The 22,355-nt window shown below is 32.2% G+C and carries 18 protein-coding genes; 6 read left to right on the top strand and 12 right to left on the bottom strand.

Going from position 1 to position 22,355, the window contains the following annotated elements; translation table 11 throughout:
* Together B0I03_RS10365 and B0I03_RS10360 are read left to right on the top strand one after the other, a co-directional pair.
* On the top strand, window positions 1-1,482 hold the full coding sequence (locus B0I03_RS10365; RefSeq protein ID WP_111567369.1) for a peptide MFS transporter: 1,482 nt from the start codon (window positions 1-3) through the stop codon (window positions 1,480-1,482).
* A 50-nt stretch (window positions 1,483-1,532) separates the two neighbouring features.
* A complete protein-coding gene (locus tag B0I03_RS10360; protein WP_111567368.1) occupies window positions 1,533-2,000 on the top strand; it encodes a thioredoxin family protein in 468 nt (155 codons plus the stop codon).
* A gap of 2 nt (window positions 2,001-2,002) precedes the next feature.
* Here B0I03_RS10360 and B0I03_RS10355 read toward each other — a convergent pair whose 3' ends face one another.
* The 3 genes from B0I03_RS10355 to surE all read right to left on the bottom strand — a co-directional run bounded on the left by B0I03_RS10355 (window position 2,003) and on the right by surE (window position 5,986).
* Window positions 2,003-4,015: a ComEC/Rec2 family competence protein gene (locus tag B0I03_RS10355; RefSeq protein ID WP_146603290.1), complete on the bottom strand. Its 2,013-nt coding sequence runs from the start codon at window positions 4,013-4,015 to the stop codon at window positions 2,003-2,005.
* A gap of 70 nt (window positions 4,016-4,085) precedes the next feature.
* Window positions 4,086-5,201, bottom strand: a complete 1,116-nt coding sequence (gene lpxB, locus B0I03_RS10350; RefSeq protein WP_111567366.1) for a lipid-A-disaccharide synthase — start codon at window positions 5,199-5,201, stop codon at window positions 4,086-4,088.
* Between the two features lie 17 nt (window positions 5,202-5,218).
* Window positions 5,219-5,986 (bottom strand): 5'/3'-nucleotidase SurE, encoded by a 768-nt coding sequence (gene surE / locus B0I03_RS10345; protein ID WP_111567365.1) that lies wholly within the window; start codon window positions 5,984-5,986, stop codon window positions 5,219-5,221.
* A 143-nt stretch (window positions 5,987-6,129) separates the two neighbouring features.
* Here surE and B0I03_RS10340 point away from each other — a divergent pair, with 143 nt between their 5' ends.
* Entirely contained in the window at window positions 6,130-8,283 is a 2,154-nt protein-coding gene (locus tag B0I03_RS10340; protein ID WP_111567453.1) for a carboxy terminal-processing peptidase, read from the top strand.
* 36 nt (window positions 8,284-8,319) lie between these two features.
* On the opposite strand, the gene B0I03_RS10335 is transcribed toward B0I03_RS10340, so the two are convergent.
* Complete coding sequence (locus tag B0I03_RS10335; RefSeq protein ID WP_111567364.1) at window positions 8,320-8,838, bottom strand: hypothetical protein; 519 nt, start codon at window positions 8,836-8,838, stop codon at window positions 8,320-8,322.
* A gap of 53 nt (window positions 8,839-8,891) precedes the next feature.
* Here B0I03_RS10335 and B0I03_RS10330 point away from each other — a divergent pair, with 53 nt between their 5' ends.
* Window positions 8,892-9,683 (top strand): DNA/RNA non-specific endonuclease, encoded by a 792-nt coding sequence (locus B0I03_RS10330; protein ID WP_111567363.1) that lies wholly within the window; start codon window positions 8,892-8,894, stop codon window positions 9,681-9,683.
* Here the strand turns inward: B0I03_RS10330 and rodA are convergent, their stop codons facing one another.
* The 7 genes from rodA to B0I03_RS10295 all read right to left on the bottom strand — a co-directional run bounded on the left by rodA (window position 9,684) and on the right by B0I03_RS10295 (window position 17,630).
* Window positions 9,684-10,940 carry a rod shape-determining protein RodA gene (gene rodA / locus B0I03_RS10325; RefSeq protein WP_111567362.1) on the bottom strand — a complete coding sequence of 419 codons (1,257 nt, stop codon included), beginning with the start codon at window positions 10,938-10,940 and terminating at the stop codon, window positions 9,684-9,686.
* On the bottom strand, window positions 10,941-12,869 hold the full coding sequence (gene mrdA / locus B0I03_RS10320) for a penicillin-binding protein 2 (RefSeq protein WP_111567361.1): 1,929 nt from the start codon (window positions 12,867-12,869) through the stop codon (window positions 10,941-10,943).
* A complete protein-coding gene (locus B0I03_RS10315; protein WP_317048053.1) occupies window positions 12,866-13,291 on the bottom strand; it encodes a rod shape-determining protein MreD in 426 nt (141 codons plus the stop codon). The genes mrdA and B0I03_RS10315 overlap by 4 nt, the downstream gene beginning before the upstream one ends.
* Window positions 13,292-13,369: 78 nt before the next feature.
* On the bottom strand, window positions 13,370-14,200 hold the full coding sequence (mreC, locus tag B0I03_RS10310) for a rod shape-determining protein MreC (RefSeq protein WP_111567359.1): 831 nt from the start codon (window positions 14,198-14,200) through the stop codon (window positions 13,370-13,372).
* 10 nt (window positions 14,201-14,210) lie between these two features.
* Window positions 14,211-15,239, bottom strand: coding sequence for a rod shape-determining protein (locus tag B0I03_RS10305; RefSeq protein ID WP_026725280.1), 1,029 nt, complete (start codon window positions 15,237-15,239; stop codon window positions 14,211-14,213).
* A 144-nt stretch (window positions 15,240-15,383) separates the two neighbouring features.
* Window positions 15,384-16,916 (bottom strand): bifunctional phosphoribosylaminoimidazolecarboxamide formyltransferase/IMP cyclohydrolase, encoded by a 1,533-nt coding sequence (gene purH / locus B0I03_RS10300; protein WP_111567358.1) that lies wholly within the window; start codon window positions 16,914-16,916, stop codon window positions 15,384-15,386.
* Window positions 16,917-17,048: 132 nt separating this feature from the next.
* Window positions 17,049-17,630 carry a hypothetical protein gene (locus B0I03_RS10295; protein ID WP_111567357.1) on the bottom strand — a complete coding sequence of 194 codons (582 nt, stop codon included), beginning with the start codon at window positions 17,628-17,630 and terminating at the stop codon, window positions 17,049-17,051.
* Window positions 17,631-17,719: 89 nt separating this feature from the next.
* Between B0I03_RS10295 and B0I03_RS10290 the strand changes: the two genes are divergently transcribed.
* Window positions 17,720-18,970: an ABC transporter permease gene (locus B0I03_RS10290; protein ID WP_111567356.1), complete on the top strand. Its 1,251-nt coding sequence runs from the start codon at window positions 17,720-17,722 to the stop codon at window positions 18,968-18,970.
* 67 nt (window positions 18,971-19,037) lie between these two features.
* Complete coding sequence (locus B0I03_RS10285; RefSeq protein ID WP_111567355.1) at window positions 19,038-21,446, top strand: TonB-dependent receptor; 2,409 nt, start codon at window positions 19,038-19,040, stop codon at window positions 21,444-21,446.
* Window positions 21,447-21,486: 40 nt separating this feature from the next.
* On the opposite strand, the gene accD is transcribed toward B0I03_RS10285, so the two are convergent.
* A complete protein-coding gene (gene accD, locus B0I03_RS10280; protein WP_111567354.1) occupies window positions 21,487-22,341 on the bottom strand; it encodes an acetyl-CoA carboxylase, carboxyltransferase subunit beta in 855 nt (284 codons plus the stop codon).
* Between the last annotated feature and the right edge of the window lie 14 nt (window positions 22,342-22,355).

Raw genomic sequence — 22,355 nt, 5'->3', positions numbered from 1 at the left:
ATGAAAGCAACTCAAACTATAGAAGAAATTCAAAATTTCGAAGGAAAATATCCAAAACAACTTTGGTATTTGTTCTTTAGCGAAATGTGGGAACGTTTTTGTTTCTACGGAATGCGCGGAATGTTAACTTTTTTCATGGTACATCAATTGTTCATGAAAGAAGATGTAGCTAATTTACAATATGGAGCAACCCAAGCTTTTGTTTATGCTTTCACTTTTGTAGGAGGTTTGTTTGCCGATAAAATTCTAGGATATAGAAAATCCTTGTTTTGGGGTGGAATTATGATGATTGTTGGAAGTGCCATTTTAGCAATCGATCCGAAACAATTTTTCTTTCTTGGAATTGCTTTTACCGTTATTGGAACAGGATTTTTTAAACCGAACATTTCTACCATGGTAGGAACTTTATATAAAGGGAATGATTCGAGAAGAGATGCTGGTTTTTCATTGTTTTATTCTGGAATTAATATTGGTGCACTTTTAGGAGGTTACGCTTGTATTTACATCGGGAAAAATTATTCTTGGAATTTAGCTTTTGGCTTAGCCGGAATTGTAATGACAATTAGTTTGATAACTTTCTTATTTACGCAAAAAAGTTTAGCTACAATTGGACTTTCTCCCTTATTGCATTTAAAAGATTCGAAAAGAAAATTATATGAATATGCTACATATATAGGAACTTTAGTGGCTATTCCATTAATTATGACAATGGTTTCCAATCCTGAATATACCGATTATTTTATGTATACCATCGGTCCTGTTACTCTGTTGTATTTGGGTTATGAAATGCGAAATTTCACGCTTCAAGAAAACAAAAAGTTGATTGCGGCAATGGTTTTTATTGTGTTTTCAATTTTGTTTTGGGCGTTTTTTGAGCAAAGTGGCGGTTCATTAAGTTTATTTGCCGCTAATAATTTAGACAATGATTTTCTAGGTGTTAATTTAGATCCTAACGGTGTAAATAACGCTGCAAATTCATTATTCGTAATCATTTTTGCACCCCTTTTAGGATTGGTTTGGGTTTGGTTAAATTCAAGAAAAGCTGAACCGAATACAGTGGTGAAATTCGGATTAGGATTTTTATTCTTAGCCTTAGCTTTTTACACGTTCTATTTTACAAGATTTTTTGCAAATATTGACGGAATGACTTCGCTAGAAATATTCACTTTAGCTTATTTTATCATCACTTTTGGAGAGCTTTGTTTATCACCAATTGGATTATCGATTATGACCAAACTTTCTCCTTTAAAATTACAAGGTGTTATGATGGGAATGTGGTTTTTAGCTAGCGCTTACGGTCAATATGTAGCAGGAATTTTAGGTGCTGGTATGTCAAGCGCAAATGAAAATGCTACCAAAGCAGAAAAATTAATTGCCTACACCGATGGTTACCAACAATTAGCAATTTATGCTTTAGTTGCTGGAGCGGTTTTAATTGCTATTTCGCCAATCGTTAGGAAATTGATGCAAGAAGTTAAGTAACAATTATTTTTGGCATTTAATTTGTTACATTTGTTTTATAAATTTACAATATGAAAAAGATTTTACTAATAGCGTTTTTAACTTTGACTAGTATGTCAATCCAAGCGCAAGAAGAGTTAACATGGCATACCGATATGTCAAAAGCTACCGACATTTCAATCAAAGAGAACAAACCTATGTTCTTGTTTTTTACAGGTTCTGATTGGTGTGGATGGTGTATTCGTTTGCAAAAAGAAGTTTTCAAAACACCAGAATTTATTAAATGGGCAAAAGAAAACGTAGTTTTGGTTGAATTAGATTTTCCAAGAAAAAACAATCAAACTGATGTTGTAAAAATGCAAAATGCTCAACTACAAAAACAGTTGCAAGTTAACGGTTATCCTACTGTTTGGTTTGTAAGTGCTGTTAAAACCGCTGAAGCTAAAATAAATTTGACGGCTTTAGGAAGTTCAGGATATGTTGCAGGTGGTCCTCAAGTTTGGCTTGATGGTGCTAACCAAATTATTAAGAAAAAGTAATTTTACTTCAATCTATAGAATCCCTTTTCGGCAATAGCATGAAAAGGGATTTTTTCTTTTTTACAAGTGGCTTCCCAAAATTTAATATTGTTTTTGTAGTTACTTTTATCTGCAATAATTTCTTTTGGTTTCATTTCTTGAATCAATCGAGTTAGATTGATTTTTGGATTCTGAGTTAAAACAATAATTTCAGGTCGAATCGAAGTTTTATAAATACCCAAACTATCAATTATTAAAATTCTTTTATTTTGAAATGAAATTGCGTTTCGGATTGGAAAAATTCGTAACGAATCTGAAAATGTTCCTCTAATGTAATGATTTAAAGTAGTGTAATGATTCTCTGGAATATCACTAAAAGCTATTACCTTGTTTTGATTTTTGATGCCAATTAGCGTTGTTTTTTCATTGAAAATTACTAATTCACTACTGTTGTTTTCATTCCATTTTATGCTGATGTAACTCAATTGAAAGAGTAAAAGTGTTCCTAAAATATATTTTACATTTTTAGCTTTAGAGTGATAAAACCAATAAATAAAACCAATTATGACCAAATACATCGAAAAAGTCAACCAACCTGAAAACGAAATATTCGTGATAATTCCGCTTTTAAATTGGGCAATCCAATGAATGTAATTGTTCATAAATTGAATACTGAATTCTAAAATTTTACCTAAAAAAATCGCAAACGAAGGCAGAATGTAATTGAGAGGTAAAATCACGATTCCAGCAATCAAAACCAAACTCGAAAGCGGAATAATAACCAAGTTTGCAAGCAAAAATAATAAAGGCAATTGATTAAAATAATACAAACTCAAAGGTAAAACACCAATTTGCGCTGCTAAAGAAACCAAAACGGTATCGGTAAAGTAAACCGCAATTTTATTTTCGGAAAAATAGAATTTTTTGTAAAAAGGTTGAAACAAAACTATCGATAAAACGGCTACATAACTCAATTGAAATCCAATATCAAAAATCGCATTCGGTTTCATCAATAAAATTAAAAAAGCGGAAATAGCTAAAGCATTATAAATTGCTTTCGGTTGATTGAAATAATTTCCGATACTAATAAAACTAAACAAAGTCACCGCTCTAGTTACCGATGCTGGTAAACCTGTAAGCAAGGCAAATAACCATAAAATCGCTAAGACGATTAATAATTGAATTTCCGCTCCAAAACGAATTCTTTTTAGTGGTTTCAATAGGAACACAATAAAAAAGTAAATAATAGAAATGTGCAATCCCGAAATCGCTAGAATGTGAATCACGCCTGCATTGGAATAATCGGTAATGGTTTCCTTGTCTAATTCTAATCGTTGTCCTAAAATTAAAGCATCAATTATGGCTTTTGTTTTGGGTTCGAAATGATGAATATCAAAACTTTTACTGAGATTGTTTCTTAAATTTTCTATGTTAAAATCAAGTGTTTTGTGTCTTTGAATGATTTTAATTTGATTTTCTTGCGTATAAATTTGATGAAATACGTTCTGCTTTTCCAAATATTTCGAATAATCAAATTGGTACGGATTGAAAGCTTTTGGAACTGGATAGATTGCACTGTTTAACCAAATTTCATCACCAGAATGTAAGGTTTTAATATTTGATTTTGGAACATAAAGCAATAGTTTTCCAGAAGTAATCGAATCATTAAAATGTGAAAGTGAAATGAAATATTTGTTATACTTCGTATTCGGTTTTAAAGTTGTGGTAACGATGGCTCGTATCGAATTCGTTTCTTCAAATGATTTTTTAGAGTAATGATTTTTTGAATTCAAATCGGAATGAATGTAAAAATTCATCATTCCTAAAGTAAAAGCGAGTAGGTAAGTGGTAATTCCAAAAGCAATATTTTGAAGTAATACTTTTTTACTTCTCCAAAATAAAAACACAAATAAAGTTAGGCAACCTACAATCGAAAAAACTATTTTCTCAAAAGTAAATTGCATAAGATAGCTAACGATAATTCCTATCGCAAAGCTAATTGTTACCGTAAGTAGGGGGAATTTAAATACTTTCAAACAAAATTGTTTTACAGTATTTAAGTTTTATGTTTGAGACAATATTAAGCCAAATATATTAAAAAATATCTTACTTTTTTAAAGAATTTACAATTAATGCTGCCGTTTTTTTACTCGCGCCTTCGCCACCTAAATTTTGTTTTAAATCGGCATAATTTTTTAGTAAAACGGTTCTGTTTTCTGGATTTAGAATTTTTTCTAATTCAATTTTTAGGTTTTTTGTATTCAATTCTTCCTGAATTAACTCTTTAACCACTTCTTTATCCATGATTAAATTTACAAGTGAAATGTATTTTAAAGTGATGATGCGTTTGGCAATTTGGTACGAAATGTAGCTTCCTTTATAACAAACCACCTCAGGAACATTGAATAAAGCGGTTTCTAAAGTAGCCGTTCCAGAAGTTACTAAAGCAGCGTGTGAATGGCTCAATAAATCATAAGTTTTATTCGAAATAAATTTCACATTTTCATTCGTTAAAAACGTTTTGTAAAACTCATATTCCTGACTTGGAGCACCAGCAATCACAAATTGATAATCAGGAAAATCGTTGGTTACCGAGAGCATAATCGAAAGCATTTTAGCAATTTCTTGCTTTCTACTTCCGGGTAAAAGTGCAATTATTGGTTTTTCAGATAATTGGTTTTCTTTTCTAAAAATTTCGTCTGAAACCTCTGTTCTACTAGCAATTGCATCAATTAATGGATGTCCGACGAAATGAACTGGGAAATGGTGTTTTTTCTCGTAGAAATCTTTCTCAAACGGAAGAATTACATACATAAAATCTACATCGCGCTTAATAGCTTTGATACGATTTTCTTTCCAAGCCCAAATTTGTGGCGAAATGTAATAATGCGTTGGAATATTTCGCTCTTTTGCCCAAGTCGCAATTCGCATGTTAAATCCAGGATAATCAATAAAAATAATTGCATCAGGTTTGAACGTTTCAATGTCTTTTTTACAGATTTTGATGTTATTCAAAATCGTTTTTAAGTTCATTATGACTTCAATAAATCCCATAAAAGCCAATTCGCGATAATGTTTTACTAAAGTTCCGCCTACATTTTGCATCAAATCGCCACCCCAAAAACGAATTTCGGCTGATGGATCTTTTTCATACAAAGCCTTCATTAAGTTAGAACCATGTAAATCGCCCGAAGCTTCTCCTGCTATGATATAATATTTCATTTTCTAATCGTCTAAATTTATAATTCCCAAGAATTTAATTGATGCATTGCGTGATGTGCAGTTAAATCAAATTGCACGGGCACAATCGAAATGTAGCCGTTTTCTAAGGCCCATTCATCGGTGTCAGTTCCTTTATCTAAATTGACAAATTTTCCAGTTAACCAATAATATTCTTTTCCTTGTGGATTGGTTCTTTTGTCAAATTCTTCTTGCCACATGGCTTTCGCTTGGCGACAAATTTTCACTCCTTTGATATCTTCTTTGCTTAATTTTGGGAAATTCACATTCAAAATCACACCTTCGGGCAAACCGTTTTTTAAAACTTCGGAAGCAATTTGCTTAACGTGAGCTTTGATTTGATTAAAATCGGCATCCCAACTATAATCTAACAACGAAAATCCGATAGCGGGAATTCCTTCGATTCCAGCTTCAACTGCGGCACTCATCGTTCCTGAATAAATTACATTAATCGATGAATTTGAACCATGATTAATTCCTGAAACACATAAATCGGGTTTTCTTTTTAGAATTTCGTTTACAGCAATTTTTACACAATCTACGGGTGTTCCGCTGCAACTGTATTCTTGTTCAAGGTCTTTGTCTAAATGTACTTTTTCTAGTTTTAATGTGTTGTTGATTGTGATGGCGTGACCCATGGCGCTTTGCGGGCTATCAGGAGCTACAACTACCACATCGCCAAGTTCTTTCATAACTTCAATTAAAGCGCGAATTCCTGGCGCAACAATACTATCGTCGTTGGTTACTAATATAAGTGGTTTTGACATTCTTCATACATTTTTTGCTAAATTAAATAATTTATGCCGAAACCTTTTTTTTGAATGACAATTTTTGTTGGTTTAACAAAAAATTATAGTATTTTGCATGCTTATGGCATGATTTTTTGTGTAATTTAGTTGAAAATTTTTCAATGAAACGAATAGTGGAATTTATGAAAAGAAATTATAAGGTTATATTGTTGGTAACTGCTTTATCAGCAATACTGTGGAGTTTTATTCCTAGAGAAAAAAAAGAGGATCCAGAGAAAGACAAACTTTTATTGGAGTTGTTGTCTTTTGTTTTAGAAAAAGGACATTATAGTCCGGTTGAGTTAAACGATGATTTTTCTAAAAAAGTGTACAGTAAATATTTAAATAATATTGATCCTACAAAACGATTTTTTCTTCAAAGTGACATTGATGAGTTCAGTAAATATGAAACTCAAATTGATGACATGATTAAAAATAAAGATTTAACTTTCTTTAACTTAACAAATGCTCGTTTGTTAAAAAGAATGAAAGAATCTAGAGAAATTTATGAGTCTATCTTAGAGAAACCTTTTGATTTTAATGCAAAAGAGAGAATCAATGTAGATTACGAAAAATTACCTTTCAGTAAAAACAAATCTGAATTAGTAGACAGATGGAGAAAGCAATTGAAATTATCTGCTCTTTCTTCGATTACAGATAAGCAAAAACTTGAAGAAGATAAAAAGAAAGATGACGCTAATTACAAAGTAAAATCTTTTGAAACTATTGAAAAAGAAGCTCGTGAAAATTCATTGAAATCATTAAATGAATATTTTGATTTTATTGAGAAAGAATTGGAAAGAGATGATTGGTTTGCAATATTTCTAAATTCAATTGTAGAACGTTTTGATCCACATACATTCTATTTTTCACCAGATGATAAAGAAAAATTTGATGTAAGTATGAGCGGAACCTTCCAAGGAATTGGAGCTCGATTACAAAAGAAAGAATCTGGAGTTGAAGTATCGGAATTAATTTCAGGTGGTCCGGCTTGGAGAGGAAAAGAATTAGAAGCTGGCGATTTAATTTTAAAAGTAGGTCAAGGTAAAGAAGAACCTCTTGACATTGCTGGAATGCGTTTAGATGATGTAGTGAAGAAAATTAAAGGTCCAAAAGGAACTGAAGTACGTTTAACAGTTAAAAAAGTTGATGGTACTATAAAAGTGATTACGATAATTAGAGATGAAGTAGAAACAGAAGAAACCTTTGCTAAATCGAGTATTGTAGAGAAAGATGGAAAGAAATTTGGGATTATTTATTTACCTAAATTTTATATTAGTTTTGAAAATAAAGAAAATCGTGACGCTTTTAAAGATGTTGCGGCTGAAATTGAAAAATTGAAAGCACAAAACATTGATGGACTTATCATGGATTTACGCGATAATGGCGGTGGTTCTTTAGAAACGGTTGTTAAAATGGTTGGGTTGTTTATTCCCGAAGGACCGGTTGTTCAAGTAAAAGCGCCTAAAAAAAATCCGGAAATTCTGCCAGATCCTGACAAAAGAGTACAATATGATGGGCCACTTGTTGTAATGATTAATAATTTTTCGGCATCAGCATCTGAAATTTTTGCTGCAGCTATTCAAGATTATAAACGCGGTATTGTTGTAGGAAGTAAACATTCTTATGGAAAAGGAACGGTTCAAAATATGATTGATTTGAATCAATTTATCAGAGGAAATTCTTATGGTGACTTAGGTGCATTAAAAACAACTATTCAGAAGTTTTATAGAATTAATGGAGGTTCAACACAACGCGAAGGTGTAAAAAGTGATATTGTATTTCCAGATCGTTTTGCCTATTTAGATATGGGAGAGCGTGATGAAGAAAGTGCTTTGCCGTGGGATAAAATTGCACCTGCAAAATATCAACCACTTAACATTAACTATGATAATGTAATTGCAAATAGTAAGAGAAGAATTGCATCTAATCCTACTTTTAATCTTATTGATGAAAATGCAAAATGGATTTTTGAACGTAAAGATGAAAACGATTTCAGCTTGAATTTAAATGAATTCAACAGAGAAATTGAAACAACCGATGCAAAAATTAAGAAGTTTAAAGCAATTACTGATTATAAAAATAATTTTGTGTTTACCTCTTTGCCAGACGAAGTTGCTTTGTTTGAAAAAGATACTTTACTAAAACAAAAAAGAGAGCGTTGGCACGAAGACATGCAAAAAGATATTTACATTGAAGAAACTTTAAATGTTATTTCTGATATGAAATTATTAACTAAAGGAAAAGGATTAACTCAGAAATTGAGTTTGAATTAATCATAAAAAAACCCGATTCGTGAGAATCGGGTTTTTTTATTCTAGTTTTTTCAATTTGTTTTCTGCTTTTTCTAAATCTAATTGTAGTTCTAAAGCTTTGTTTTCCTTTTTAAGAATTTTCTCTCTCCATTTTAATTCGTCTTCTGGAGTTAGTTTGCCTTTTCTTCTAAGTTTTTCAAATTTTTCTTTATCTTTTTCTAAATCTTTTTTGTTGTTATCAATTTTAGATTTAGCTTTTTCGATATTGTTTTTAGCTTTTTCCCTTTGGGCTACCGCTTTTTCAGCTTGTTTTAGTTCCTTTTCAGCTTTTTTCTGAGCTTTTTCAGCTTCTTTTTTTGCTTTTTCAGCATCTTTTAAAGCTTTTTGACGCTCTTTTTCAGCCTTTTGTTGCTCTTTAATTATTTTTTCTTCTGCTTTGATTCTTTCTTTTTCGGCTTTTTGTTGTTCAAGAAGCATTTTCTCTTGCTTTACTTTTACACTGTCAATTACAGTTTCTTGGGCTAATGTGGCTTGTAAACTAAATAAACCTACTAAAATTAAAAATTTAATTTTCATGATTTTGGATTTTAAAATTATCTTTACAAATGTAACAAAATTCAAGCCAAAGTATGAATAGATTTATTTATCTCCTTATAATTGTTTCCTTATTTTCATGTAGAGAGTTTAATGATATTAATGAAAAAAATATTGATGTTAATCAGAACCTAAATCAGAATAATGCTCTTTCAGATAATTTTGATTTTTTGCCAACTTCAACTACAAGTGATGTTTACAGTCGCAATTCGTATTCTTTTTCATATTCTGAAGAGCATGAACAAAGTGAATGGGTTGCCTATTATTTAGATAACGATGATATAGTAAATACTAATTTTGAACGACCTTTTTTTGAACAAGATCCAATAGTAAAAACAGAATCTGCTGATTGGAGAAATTATAAAAAGTCAGGTTACGATAAAGGGCATTTGTGTCCAGCGGGAGATAGAAAAATATCATTTGATGATTATACAGAAACTTTTTTTACTTCTAATATTAGTCCGCAAGAACATGAGTTTAATTCGGGAGTTTGGAATCGTTTAGAGGAAAAAGTAAGATATTGGGCAACAAAAAATGATGGATTATATGTAGTAACAGGCGGTGTTTTGAGTGATAATTTAGAAACTATTGGTAAAGAAAGTGTTTCGGTACCTAAATATTTCTACAAAGTACTATTGTCTAAAGATGGTTCTAAAATGATTGGTTTTCTTGTTCCTCATGAAAATTCGAAGCAGCCTTTATATGAGTTTGTCGTTTCTGTTGACGAAATAGAAAAGATGACAGGTATTGATTTTTATCCTAATTTAGAAGATGCAATCGAAAATCAATTAGAATCGAAATCAGATTATAAGGATTGGAGTTTTTAATTACCACTCATTAACTTTATTGGCATCTAGCTTTATAAAAATAAAAAGTAGAATAGTAAATGCCCATAAACTCGAACCTCCGTAAGAGAAAAAGGGTAGAGGTACTCCAATTGTTGGGAATAATTTAATCAACATGGCAATATTTACAAAGAAATGCGTAAACAGATATGTTGCTACGCAATATCCATAAACCCTACTGAATTTAGTTTTTTGGTTTTCTGCTAAATAAATTATTCTTAAAAATAAAGCAACGAATAGTAAGATAACAACGGTGCTTCCTATAAAACCCCATTCTTCACCTACAGTTGTAAAAATGTAATCGGTATGTTGTTCAGGAACGAAGCCTCCTTTTGTTTGTGTTCCTTCTAAATATCCTTTACCTATTAAACCACCAGAACCTATGGCAATCATCGACTGATTTAGGTTGTAACCTTCTCGTTTCATGTCGACATCATCACCAATTAAAACGTTTATACGGTCTTTTTGATGCGGTTCTAAAACACTATCATATACATAACTTACAGAAAAAGCAAATCCCGCCATAACTAAGTAAAGTAATCCGTAAACAATAGGATTTCTAGAAATTTTTCTATTAAATATGTAATGAATTACCATTATTACAAATACAATTCCAATTAAATAAATGGGTTGAATTACTAATGATAGAAAGAACAATGCAATGGCAATTATACCCGAAAAAAAGTACCAACTTGGCAATCCTTCACGATTTAAAACAAAGATTAGTGATATGAAAATCATGGCACTACCAGCATCGGGTTGCATTAGGATTAACAAAACAGGTATAAAAACGATTGCTAAACCAATTATTTGATGTTTAGTGTATTTTAAGTTAATTTGGGAGTAACTTAAATATTTTGCCAATAATAAAGCAGTCGCTGTTTTAACAAATTCGGAAGGTTGAAATCCAAATCCTCCAAATTGATACCAGTTGGTTTGACCTTTCTTGGTAACTCCAAAAACAAATAAACCGAGTAATAGTATGATTCCAATGCCATAGAATACAAATGAAAGGCGTTCAAAAATCTTGGCATCACTGAATAAAATTATCAGTATCAAAGGGATGGTTAACCCAATAAAAAGCATTTGACGACCATAGATTTGTGAAATGTCAAAAATAGAAGTTTCTTCTAAGGGTAATGATGCGGAATAAATAGTCATCCAGCCCATTATTACTAATGCTATGTAAAGCAAAATGCTGATGTAATCGATTCTATTTCCTACGCTTTGATTTTTCATTTAGTTTTCCTCTTCTTCTTTTTTGGCTTCGCTAATTTCAACATTAATTTTGTTTAATGAATCTTGAACTCTTGTTGGATCTACTTTTCTCTGGAAAATAATATTTTCAATTTTTCTATATTCGTCCTCAATGCTACCGTTTAGCATTCTATCTTCTAAATCTTTTCGACTAATTTTCCCGTTTAAATATTTTTCAATCATTAAGGTCGCAATCGGTCCGGCCCAACGACTTCCCCAATAGCCATTTTCAATAAAAACAGCTAAAGCAATTTTTGGATTTTCTCTTGGAGCGAAAGCCACAAAAATAGAGTGGTCTTTTAATTGGTATGTTTTCCCAGCTACTCTAATTTTATTTTCAGCTGTTCCTGTTTTACCACAAATTTTTATTCCTTCTACCCTTAATCCAGAAGCGGTACCAAAATTATACACATCTTCCATTCCTTGAATTATAGGTTGGAAATATTGTTTGTCAATTGTTGTATAATGCTTTGTTGTGAATTTTTTATCTAAATTTTGACCTTTAATTTTCTTAACGATATGAGGTGTAAAGTAGTATCCTTCATTTGCAACAGCAGCCATCATGTTTGCTAATTGAATTGGTGATGTTAAAACTTCACCTTGACCAATTGAATTTGAAATAATGTATGAACTTCTAATTTTTGCACCGTTATAAGCTCTTTTGTATAATTTAGAATCGGGAACTAAACCTTTTGCTCCAATAGGCATATCAGTTCCTAAGAATTGACCCAAACCAAAACTTTTTACGTGGTTTGCCCAATTGTCAACACTATAATAAGAATCTTTGTATTTTTCTATAGTTCTTTTGTAAGTGTGACCAAAATAACTATTACATGATTTATAGGTTCCGTTATTTAATTGTAAGGTGTGAAGACCACAGTGGCATTTCATGAAACGACCAAAGTTTGCTCCATGATTACAATAAAAGGTAGTTTGTTCGTCAATAACTTCTTCCTGTAAGCCAATTAATCCTGTTATAATTTTAAATGGAGAGCCAGGAGGATACGCAGCTTGAAGTCCTCTGTCATATAAAGGTTTTGCAATGGAGTCGTTATAAAGTGTTGTGTAGTTTTTTGAACGTTGTCTTCCCACCAATAGTGCAGGATCGTATGTTGGGGCAGAAACCAAGGCTAAAATTTCTCCAGTTTTAGGTTCAATTGCAACAATTCCACCTCTTTTGTTAATCATTAACTCTGTACCATATTGTTGCAGTGCATGATCTATGGTTAGTGTAAGGTCCTTGCCTTGTTGTGCAATGGTATCAAACTTTCCTTCTTTGTATGGACCAATAATTTTGTTGTGTTTGTCACGAAGTAAATATTTTACTCCTTTTACTCCTCTTAAAATTTCTTCGTATTGTTGTTCAACTCCTTGTTTTCCAATCAAATCACCACTGTTGTAGTATTTGTTTTTTTTCAGAATAGCTTCATTTACTTGTGTTATGAATCCAAAAATATTAGCACCTTCTTTAACTTGATAATCACGTAAAGAACGTTTCTGCGTATAAAAACCTTCAAATTTTCTTTCTTTTTCCTGAAATGCCGCGTATTCAGCTTTGTTCAATTGAGATAAAAAAACAGAAGGTAACATTGGGCTATACACTCTTGCTTTTTCTACTTTTTTGATAAAATCGGCTTTAGTGATGTGTAAAAGTGAACAAAATTCGGTAGTATCGATGTCTTTAATTTCTCTTGGTACCACCATGATATCATATGATGGTTGATTGGCAACTAATAATTTACCATTTCTATCATATATGTAACCTCGCTCCGGAAAATCAAATACTTTTTTAATGGCATTGTTTTCGGATTGTAGTTTTAAATTTTCATCAATTACCTGAAGGTAAAATATTCGAGCAATCAGGATAACCGAAGTAATTATAATTACGGCGGGTAATAAAGCTTTTCTCATCGCTTACTTGGCTTAATTATATATAGAATTAGTAAACATATAGTAAACGTAAAAATAGTACTGAAAAGTGTACGCGTCAATATCGTAAATAATAAATCGAATCTAAAATATTCAAAAAAGAATAAGGTAAAATGATGAATAAAAATGGCTAATAATAATAAAGTAATGCGCTCTGGCGAAATTTTATCAGCAATTTTTACCGTTTGATATTCATAACTTAATCCAAAAGCGAATTTAAATAACGATGGTCTTATGTAAGCCAAAACTAAAGAAGCCATCGTGTGAATTCCACCCGAATTACAAAACATATCCAAAAGAATTCCCATAGCAAAACTTCCTAAAAGCAAAACACTCTTGTTGCTATTTACAGGATATAATAAAATAAACAAAACATACGGATACGGGTTTAAATACCCAAACATATTAATATTATTAAATATTAAAAGCTGTAAGAGTAAAAAAACTACAAATCGGATGCTATTTAAAACGCTATTGTTCACTTATTTTTTTGGTGCTGTGGTTGCTGTTTCGAGTTGTCTTTTTTCTTTTTTTCTTTTGTTTTCAATCACATAAACATAGCCTAGAGATGTCATGTCATTAAACAAACGAATATTTATTGTGTAATAATTTGTCTTTTTATCAATAAAGATTTTATCAATTTTTCCAATCGGTATGTTCTCAGGGAAAATATCTGAATTACCACCTGTTACAATAGAATCTCCATGTCTTAATGAGGCTAATCGAGGAACGTCAATTAGTTGGGCAAAACCTACATTTCTTCCATCCCAAATTAACGAACCAAAATGGTTTGAATTCTTAATTTTAGCATTAATCTTCGATTTAGTATTCAAAACACTTTGAATGGTAGAATAATTTGGAGATGTTTTTTCTATAATTCCAACAATTCCTTTATCATTAACCACTCCCATGTCTACTTCAATTTTTGAATTCTTTCCTGAGTTAATGGTAATGTAGTTTTCTCTTGTATTGAAACTGTTTTTTACCACTTTTGCTACCACAACATTGTAATTGTTAAGGTCGTTTCTAAATAATGTTTTAGAAGTTAAAATGGTGTCTTTTTTGTTAAAAAGCAATTCCTTAAGTAAAGCATTTTCAGAAGCTAAATCTTTATTTTTTTGCTTTAAACTAAAATATTCATTTACTTCATTCACTTTTTCATAGTATGCACCAGTAACAGCGTTAGCCGAATTTACATACTCGCTTCGGTGATAGGAGTGCGATTTTACAACCAAAGAAAATGAGATGCCCAAAAGCAGCAAAAACAGCAAACGATGGCTGTTTTTTATGATAAAATTAATTATTTGCTGCATGGACTATTTTTTATTTAATCAGGATTCCTTTGTATTTGTTGATGTTCTTTAAGGTCATTCCCGTTCCTCTTACAACGGCTCTTAAAGGATCTTCTGCGATGTAAACAGGTAAATCTGTTTTCATCGAAATTCGTTTGTCTAAACCTCTTAACATCGAACCTCCACCTGCTAGGTAAATACCTGTGTTGTAAATATCGGCAGATAATTCAGGTGGCGTTTGTGATAAGGTTTCCATTACCGCATCTTCAATACGTTGAATCGATTTGTCTAATGCTTTTGCAATTTCTCGGTATGATACATCAACACGTTTTGGTTTTCCGGTTAATAAGTCTCTTCCGTCAACTGCCATATCTTCTGGTGGACTATCTAAATCTTCAGTAGCAGCACCAATTTGAATTTTTACTTTTTCAGCGGTAGTTTCTCCAACAAATAAATTGTGTTGCGTTCTCATGTAATAAATGATATCATTTGTGAAAACGTCTCCGGCAATTTTAACCGATTTATCACAAACAATTCCGCCTAATGCGATAACTGCAATTTCTGTTGTACCACCTCCGATATCTACAATCATGTTTCCTTTTGGTTGCATAATATCTAAACCGATACCAATTGCAGCCGCCATAGGTTCATGAATCAAATATACTTCTTTACCATTAACACGCTCAGCCGATTCTTTTACCGCACGCATTTCCACTTCTGTAATTCCCGAAGGAATACAAATTACCATACGAAGCGCTGGCGTAAACAATTTCTTTTTTAGCGCTGGAATACTTTTGATAAACATTTTTATCATTTGTTCCGATGCATCAAAATCAGCAATAACCCCATCTTTCAAAGGACGAATGGTCTTGATGTTTTCATGAGTTTTACCTTGCATCATGTTGGCCTCTTTACCTACAGCAATAATTTTGCCAGTAATTCGGTCTCTTGCAACGATAGATGGACTGTCAATCACGACTTTATCGTTGTGAATGATTAGAGTATTTGCGGTACCAAGGTCGATTGCGATATCCTCGGTCATGAAATCAAAAAATCCCATAAGTTTGATAAGGGTTTAGCGTTTTTTTGTATAATAGTATTCAACTCGCAAAATTATAAAAATAATCTGGAATAAATACAAATAAAAAGCGCATTAAAAAAAATATTTTAATGCGCTTCCAAAATATGTTTTGTAAGTGAAATTTTAATGTTTGAAATGACGAATTCCAGTGAACACCATTGCCATGTTATTATCGTTGCAATAGTTGATGCTTAATTCGTCTTTTATTGAACCTCCTGGTTGAATCACCGCTGTAATTCCAGCTTTGTTTGCGATTTCAACACAGTCTGGGAATGGGAAGAACGCATCACTTGCCATAACTGCACCGGTTAAATCAAATTCAAATGAAGTTGCTTTTTCAATAGCATGACGTAAAGCATCTACTCTTGAAGTTTGTCCCGTACCAGAAGCAAATAATTGTTTGTTTTTTGCAAATACAATTGTGTTTGATTTTGTGTGTTTACAAATTTTTGAAGCAAACAATAAATCTTCTATTTCTTCTGCTGTTGGAACAGCCGTTGTAACCGTTTTTAAATGGTCTTTTGAATCGGTAACGTTGTCTTTATCTTGAACTAAAACTCCATTTAAACAAGTTCTTACAGTTGTTTGAGGTAATTCAACGTCGTTCAAAATTAAGATAATTCTGTTTTTCTTTTCTTCTAAAATATCAATTGCTTCTTGGTCATAAGACGGAGCAATTACTACTTCGCAGAACAATTGGTTAATTTCATTCGCTGTAGCGACATCAATTTTTCCATTCGCAATTAAAACACCTCCAAAAGCAGATGTTGGATCACCTGCTAAAGCATCTAAATATGCTTCTTTCATTGTGCTTCTTGTAGCTAAACCACAAGCGTTGTTGTGTTTTAAAATCGCAAAAGTTGGATTGTCGTTTTTGAATTCGTTCATTAAATTCACAGCTGCATCAACATCTAATAAATTGTTGTATGACAATTCTTTTCCGTGAACTTTGGTAAACATTTTATCGAAATCACCATAGAAAAATCCTTTTTGGTGTGGATTTTCACCATAACGCAATACATTTCCGTTTTGCTCGCTGATTTTTAAAACTGGTTCTTCAAACACTTGGTTGAAGTAGTTGAAAATCGCCGAATCATAATGTGAAGAAACATTAAAAGCTCTTGAAGCTAATAATTTTCTGTTTTCTAATGTTGTAGCTCCGTTGTTTTCGGTATAGAAATTCAAAAATGGTACGTATTGTTCAACTGAAGGAACAATTACCGTGTCTTTGAAGTTTTTAGCAGCTGCTCTAATTAACGAAATTCCACCAATATCGATTTTTTCGATAATATCTTGTTCGCTAGCTCCTGAAGCAACGGTTTTTTCAAACGGATACAAATCCACAATCACTAAATCGATTTGCGGAATGTTGAATTCTTTCATTTGCTCCACATCACCAGCATGATCTTGACGGTTTAAAATACCACCGAAGATTTTTGGATGTAAGGTTTTAACTCTTCCACCTAGAATTTCAGGGAAAGCTGTAATATCTTCTACTGCTACTACTGGAATACCTAAATCTTTAATAAAAGTTTCGGTTCCGCCGGTAGAATAAATGGTTACATTGTTTTGGTGAAGGGCTTTAACAATAGGTTCTAAACCGTTTTTGTCAAATACAGAAATCAATGCCGAAGCAATTTTTTTTGTTGTGTTCATGGTGTTGTGTTGTTGTATCTGAATAGTCTCAGATAAATGTTGTTGTTTTCGTGGTGCAAAAGTAGTTATACTTCTTAAAATAGTCAAACTTTATTGTTTTATATTTTTTCTTTGTGAGCACGAGCGTGAGAATTAATTTTCTAACAATTCTTCAATTTTTACATCCAGTTTAAAATCATCTAAATCGTTTAATAATTTTTGAATTTTTTCATTCCAATTTTTTTGTTGATTGAAATTAGTTCCTCTTTGAGTTTCATCTTCATATTGAGATTGGAAATTCCAGTGTTCTTCATCAATTTTGTTGAATAATGATAAAAAGATATTTGGACTAATTTTAGCACCAGTTTCTTCAATTTTGGCTAATTCTTTTCTGAATTTTCTTGCGTAAATTTCAGTAATATTAAAATGCATTTGTTCATGATTTAATATGTAATCTTCTTTAATTTTATACCAAGATTGGTTTTTGTTGACAGTAGCGATTATCTTAACTTCTTTGATTTTTGATGCTTCAATGTTTTTCGGATATGCTATCAAACCTGGAGCCATTACAGTAGATGCATTCTCGTAACTATGGACTTTATTTTGAGATTTAAAATCGGTCCAAGTTATTTTTCTGTTTTCATTCCAAATCAGAATGCTATCATTTTCAAATAATGATGACTGAGCAAAAGTAATTTCTGAAATTAAAATCAGGATTATGATAATTTTTTTCATATTGGTTTTAAAAACTCAAATATAAATAAATTCCCTCCAACTGTAACATTTTCTCTCATTGCTCTACTTATTAGTAATAGCTCAGTATTATGCTTTTATATTTACGATTACTTTCAGAAAGTTTCAGTTTTGCCATCAATGCGTTGCGCAACAATAAATTGCGTACGCTTTTATCGTTGTTAGGCGTTACCATTGGTATTTTTTCCATTATTGCGGTGTTGGCTGCGGTAGATTCTATGGATAAAAAAATCAAGGAAGATTTGAGTGATATGGATATGAATACTGTGTATTTAATGCGTTTTTCATTTGGCCCGTCTGAAGTACCTCGTTGGAAACGCGAACAATTTCCTGATGTAACTTATGAGGAATACGAATATCTAAGACGTAATGTTAATGGAATAGATAAAATATCTTTCAATTTATTTACACGTAACGAAAGCATCAAATACGATTCAAAAACGGTTAATTCTATTCGAGTTAAACCTTCTACCGAAGAATTTTTTGATATTGAACCCGTTAAAATTGAGAAAGGTCGTTTGTTTACCGAATCGGAATCCAACTCTGGTAGTCCAGTTATTGTAATAGGAAGTGAAGTGGCAACTGGTTTATTTGAAAATAGTGATCCTATCGGCAAAAAAATTCGTTTGTATGGTCAGCGTTTTACCGTTATTGGTGTTTTGAAAAAGCAAGGTCAAGGTATGTTTGGAGATAGTAACGACGTTGCTGTATTTTTTCCTGTGAATTTCTTAAGAAAAATGTATGGTGATAATAGTAAAGCTTTAACTCCAGCTATGTTGATTAAACCTGAAAAAGGGATTGATATTGAAGAATTCAAAGCCGAATTGTCGCAAAAATTAAGAAGTTTTAGAGGCGTAAAAACAGGTGAAATTGATAATTTCTTTATGAATGTGTTGTCTGGTTTTACCGATTTTATTGATAACATTGTAGGACAAATGAACATGATTGGATGGATTATCAGTGCGTTTTCGCTTTTAGTGGGAGGATTTGGTATAGCTAATATTATGTTCGTATCAGTAAAAGAACGAACCAACTTAATCGGAATTCAAAAAGCATTAGGTGCTAAAAATAAATTCATCTTATTTCAATTTTTGTTTGAGGCTATTATTTTGTCTTTAATTGGAGGAATAGTCGGTATGTTTTTAGTATGGATTATTGCTTTAATATTGTCAAGTGCTTTGGATTTCGAATTTGTGTTAAGTGCTTCCAATATGTTGTTAGGTTCAGGATTAGCAGCATTTATCGGTTTAATTTCTGGAATTATTCCTGCAATTTCAGCTTCTAAGTTAGATCCTGTAGAAGCTATTAGAAGTGGCATGTAATTTGTGGCAATAAGTGACAATCATTTTGTAAATTTGTTCACATTAATTATTAAAACAGTTCGAAATAATGCTAAAGCAATTATTAGGAATCCTATTTTTCGGTTTTACCACTATAACATTTTCTCAAACTATAACCATAAAAGACAAAGAATCGGGTGACCCTTTAGAATCGGTTACGCTGGCTTCTGAGGATAAAAAAGTTTACGTTGTTACTAATAATAAAGGTCAGGCTGATGTTTCTGATTTTGTTGGGTTTAATAAAATCATCATTCAATCTTTTGGATATGAAACTCAAATTGTGAGTTATAACCAATTGGAATTAGCTTCTTTTCAGTTAAGTTTAGCGCCTTCATTATTAGCAATGGATGAAATTATAGTTTCTGCTAATCGATGGAAGCAACATACTCGAGATATTCCAGTAAAAATCACCTCAATTTCCAAAAAAGATATTCAATTGCAAAATCCACAAACGGCAGCCGATTTATTAACGGTTTCCGGGAAAGTGTTCATGCAAAAAAGTCAGCAGGGCGGAGGAAGTCCTATGATTCGTGGTTTTGCGACCAATCGTTTGCTTTATGCTATTGATGGTGTGCGAATGAATACCGCTATTTTTAGAGGTGGAAATATTCAAAATGTTATTTCGTTAGATCCATTTGCTATTGAAAAATCGGAAGTATTGTTCGGACCAAGCTCTGTTATTTACGGAAGTGATGCTATTGGTGGCGTAATGAGTTTTCAAACGTTAACGCCACAATTCACAACAGAAGAAAAACCATTTGTAACCGGAAGTGCTTTTACAAGATATTCATCAGCAAATAACGAAAAAACAGGTCATTTTGATGTGAATGTAGGTTGGAAAAAATGGGCATCGGTAACCAGTATCAGTTCTAATGATTTTGGCGATTTGAAAATGGGAAGTCGTGGTCCAGATGAATATTTACGTCCTTTTTATGTACAAAGACAAAATGGAGTAGATGTCGTTGTGACGAATGATGATCCTTTGATACAGAAACCAACGGCTTATTCTCAAATCAATTTGATGCAAAAAGTACGTTTTCAACCTAATGAAAAATGGGATTTTCAATATGGTTTTCATTTTTCGGAAACCTCTAGTTATTCGCGCTACGACAGACATATTAGATATAATAGTTCCGGCTTACCTCGATATGGTGAATTCGATTACGGTCCTCAAAAATGGATAATGAACAATTTGTCGATTTCGAATATGCAAGCTACTAAATTGTACGATGAACTTTCCATTCGAGTGGCGCATCAGTTTTTTGAGGAAAGTAGAATTAGTCGTAACATGAACAACCCAAATCGTGCTACGCGAATTGAAAAAGTAAATGCTATTTCAGTAAATGCGGATTTCACCAAGAAAACAAGTGCTAAAAATGCGGTTTTTTACGGAGTTGAATTCGTAACGAATGATGTAAATTCGGAAGGAATTGATGAGAATATTGTTACTGGAATAAGTCAAGCAGGACCAGCTCGTTATCCACAAGCTAAATGGAATTCTTATGGAATTTATATCAACGACCAATATAAATTTTCTGAAAAAATGTTGCTTCAAGCGGGATTAAGATACAATCAATTTGTATTGGATGCGGAGTTTGATACTACTTTTTATCCGTTTCCTTTTACTGAAGCAAAAATTAACGACGGCGCTTTAACTGGAAGTTTCGGTTTGGTGTATCGTCCAACAGCGAAATGGGTAATTAGTTCTAATGTAGCAACTGCTTTCCGTTCTCCCAATGTGGATGATTTAGGAAAAGTATTTGATTCTGAACCAGGTTCGGTTGTAGTTCCAAATCCAGATTTAAAAGCGGAATATGCTTATAATGTAGATTTGAATGTGGCGAAATTATTTGGAAAGAATGTAAAAGTAGATGTTTCTACTTATTATACTTTGCTCGAAAATGCTATGGTAAGAAGAGATTTTACTTTGAATGGTGCAACTGAAATTTTATACGATGGCGAATTAAGTAATGTGCAAGCCATTCAAAATGCAGCAAATGCAAAAGTGTACGGAATTCAAGCTGGAATTGAAGTGAAATCAGCAAGTGGGTTTTATTTTCATGGCGATTTGAATTTTCAAAAAGGAGAAGAAGAATTGGATAATGGAGAGAAAAGTCCTTCTCGTCATGCGGCGCCATTTTTTGGAATTGGTCGTTTGGGATATGCCAATTCTAAGTTAGATTTACAATTTAATGCACAATTCAGCGATGAAGTTTCGTATGATAATTTAGCCGAAGAAGAAAAAGGTAAACCAGAAATTTATGCAATTGACAGCAATGGAAATCCATATTCTCCAAGTTGGTACACATTAAACTTAAAATCGATGTACAAACTTACTGAGAATTTTACAGTAACCGCAGGTTTAGAAAATATCACAGACCAACGCTATCGTCCTTACAGTTCAGGAATTGTAGCGCCAGGAAAGAATTTTATTTTGGCTTTGCGAGCTAAGTTTTAAACAAAAAAAAATCCCGATAGTGATATCGGGATTTTTGTTTTTATCTGATTGGTTGATTTTGAATCAAATCCAAATACAAGTTAATTTTGTTTTTCAATTCTTTTCTGTGAGCAATGAAATCTAAGAAACCATGCTCTAATAAGAATTCTGATGTTTGAAAACCTTCTGGTAAATCTTTACCTGTGGTGTCTCTTACAATACGCGGTCCTGCGAAACCAATTAAAGCTCCTGGTTCTCCAATATTGATATCACCAAGCATTGCATAAGAAGCAGTTGTTCCGCCCGTTGTTGGGTCAGTACATAAAGAAATGTAAGGAATTTGTTCTTCTGCCAATTGTGCTAATTTTGCAGATGTTTTTGCTAATTGCATTAAAGACATTGCAGCTTCCATCATACGAGCTCCACCTGATTTTGAAATCATTACAAATGGGATTTTATGTTTGATAGAATAATCAATTGCTCTTGCAATTTTTTCACCTACAACAGCTCCCATAGAACCACCAATGAAAGCAAAATCCATACAAGAAACAACTAAATCTTTTCCTTTAGATTTTCCAACTCCTGTACGAATAGCATCTTTTAATTTCGTTTTATCCATTACATCTTTTAAACGATCACTATATTTTTTAGTGTCTTCAAATTTTAATGGATCTTTTGAAGTTAAATTCGCATCTAATTCTTTGAATTCGTTATTGTCGAATAAAATTTCGAAATATTCTTTACTACCAATTCTTACGTGATAATCGTCTTCTGGACTTACCCATAAGTTTCTTGCCAATTCATCTTGATCAACAATTTTTCCTGTTGGTGATTTGTACCATAAACCTTTAGGAACATCTTTTTTGTCCTCAGTTGCGGTTGTAATTCCTTTTTCTTTTCTTTTAAACCAAGCCATAATTAAGTTAGAAG

Source organism: Flavobacterium aquaticum, assembly GCF_003259835.1.
GTDB classification, from domain to species: domain Bacteria; phylum Bacteroidota; class Bacteroidia; order Flavobacteriales; family Flavobacteriaceae; genus Flavobacterium; species Flavobacterium aquaticum.
Note: the sequence above shows the minus strand (reverse complement) of the source record. Positions and strands in the feature narration are given on the sequence as shown.

Excerpts from the sequence above, each read along its gene's own strand:
- B0I03_RS10365 (WP_111567369.1), top strand. The coding sequence starts at position 1 with ATGAAAGCAACTCAAACTATAGAAGAAATTCAAAATTTCGAAGGAAAA.
- B0I03_RS10360 (WP_111567368.1), top strand. The coding sequence starts at position 1,533 with ATGAAAAAGATTTTACTAATAGCGTTTTTAACTTTGACTAGTATGTCA.
- lpxB (WP_111567366.1), bottom strand. The coding sequence starts at position 5,201 with ATGAAATATTATATCATAGCAGGAGAAGCTTCGGGCGATTTACATGGT.
- surE (WP_111567365.1), bottom strand. The coding sequence starts at position 5,986 with ATGTCAAAACCACTTATATTAGTAACCAACGACGATAGTATTGTTGCG.
- B0I03_RS10340 (WP_111567453.1), top strand. The coding sequence starts at position 6,130 with ATGAAACGAATAGTGGAATTTATGAAAAGAAATTATAAGGTTATATTG.
- B0I03_RS10335 (WP_111567364.1), bottom strand. The coding sequence starts at position 8,838 with ATGAAAATTAAATTTTTAATTTTAGTAGGTTTATTTAGTTTACAAGCC.
- B0I03_RS10330 (WP_111567363.1), top strand. The coding sequence starts at position 8,892 with ATGAATAGATTTATTTATCTCCTTATAATTGTTTCCTTATTTTCATGT.
- rodA (WP_111567362.1), bottom strand. The coding sequence starts at position 10,940 with ATGAAAAATCAAAGCGTAGGAAATAGAATCGATTACATCAGCATTTTG.
- mrdA (WP_111567361.1), bottom strand. The coding sequence starts at position 12,869 with ATGAGAAAAGCTTTATTACCCGCCGTAATTATAATTACTTCGGTTATC.
- B0I03_RS10315 (WP_317048053.1), bottom strand. The coding sequence starts at position 13,291 with ATGTTTGGGTATTTAAACCCGTATCCGTATGTTTTGTTTATTTTATTA.
- mreC (WP_111567359.1), bottom strand. The coding sequence starts at position 14,200 with ATGCAGCAAATAATTAATTTTATCATAAAAAACAGCCATCGTTTGCTG.
- B0I03_RS10305 (WP_026725280.1), bottom strand. The coding sequence starts at position 15,239 with ATGGGATTTTTTGATTTCATGACCGAGGATATCGCAATCGACCTTGGT.
- purH (WP_111567358.1), bottom strand. The coding sequence starts at position 16,916 with ATGAACACAACAAAAAAAATTGCTTCGGCATTGATTTCTGTATTTGAC.
- B0I03_RS10295 (WP_111567357.1), bottom strand. The coding sequence starts at position 17,630 with ATGAAAAAAATTATCATAATCCTGATTTTAATTTCAGAAATTACTTTT.
- B0I03_RS10290 (WP_111567356.1), top strand. The coding sequence starts at position 17,720 with ATGCTTTTATATTTACGATTACTTTCAGAAAGTTTCAGTTTTGCCATC.
- B0I03_RS10285 (WP_111567355.1), top strand. The coding sequence starts at position 19,038 with ATGCTAAAGCAATTATTAGGAATCCTATTTTTCGGTTTTACCACTATA.
- accD (WP_111567354.1), bottom strand. The coding sequence starts at position 22,341 with ATGGCTTGGTTTAAAAGAAAAGAAAAAGGAATTACAACCGCAACTGAG.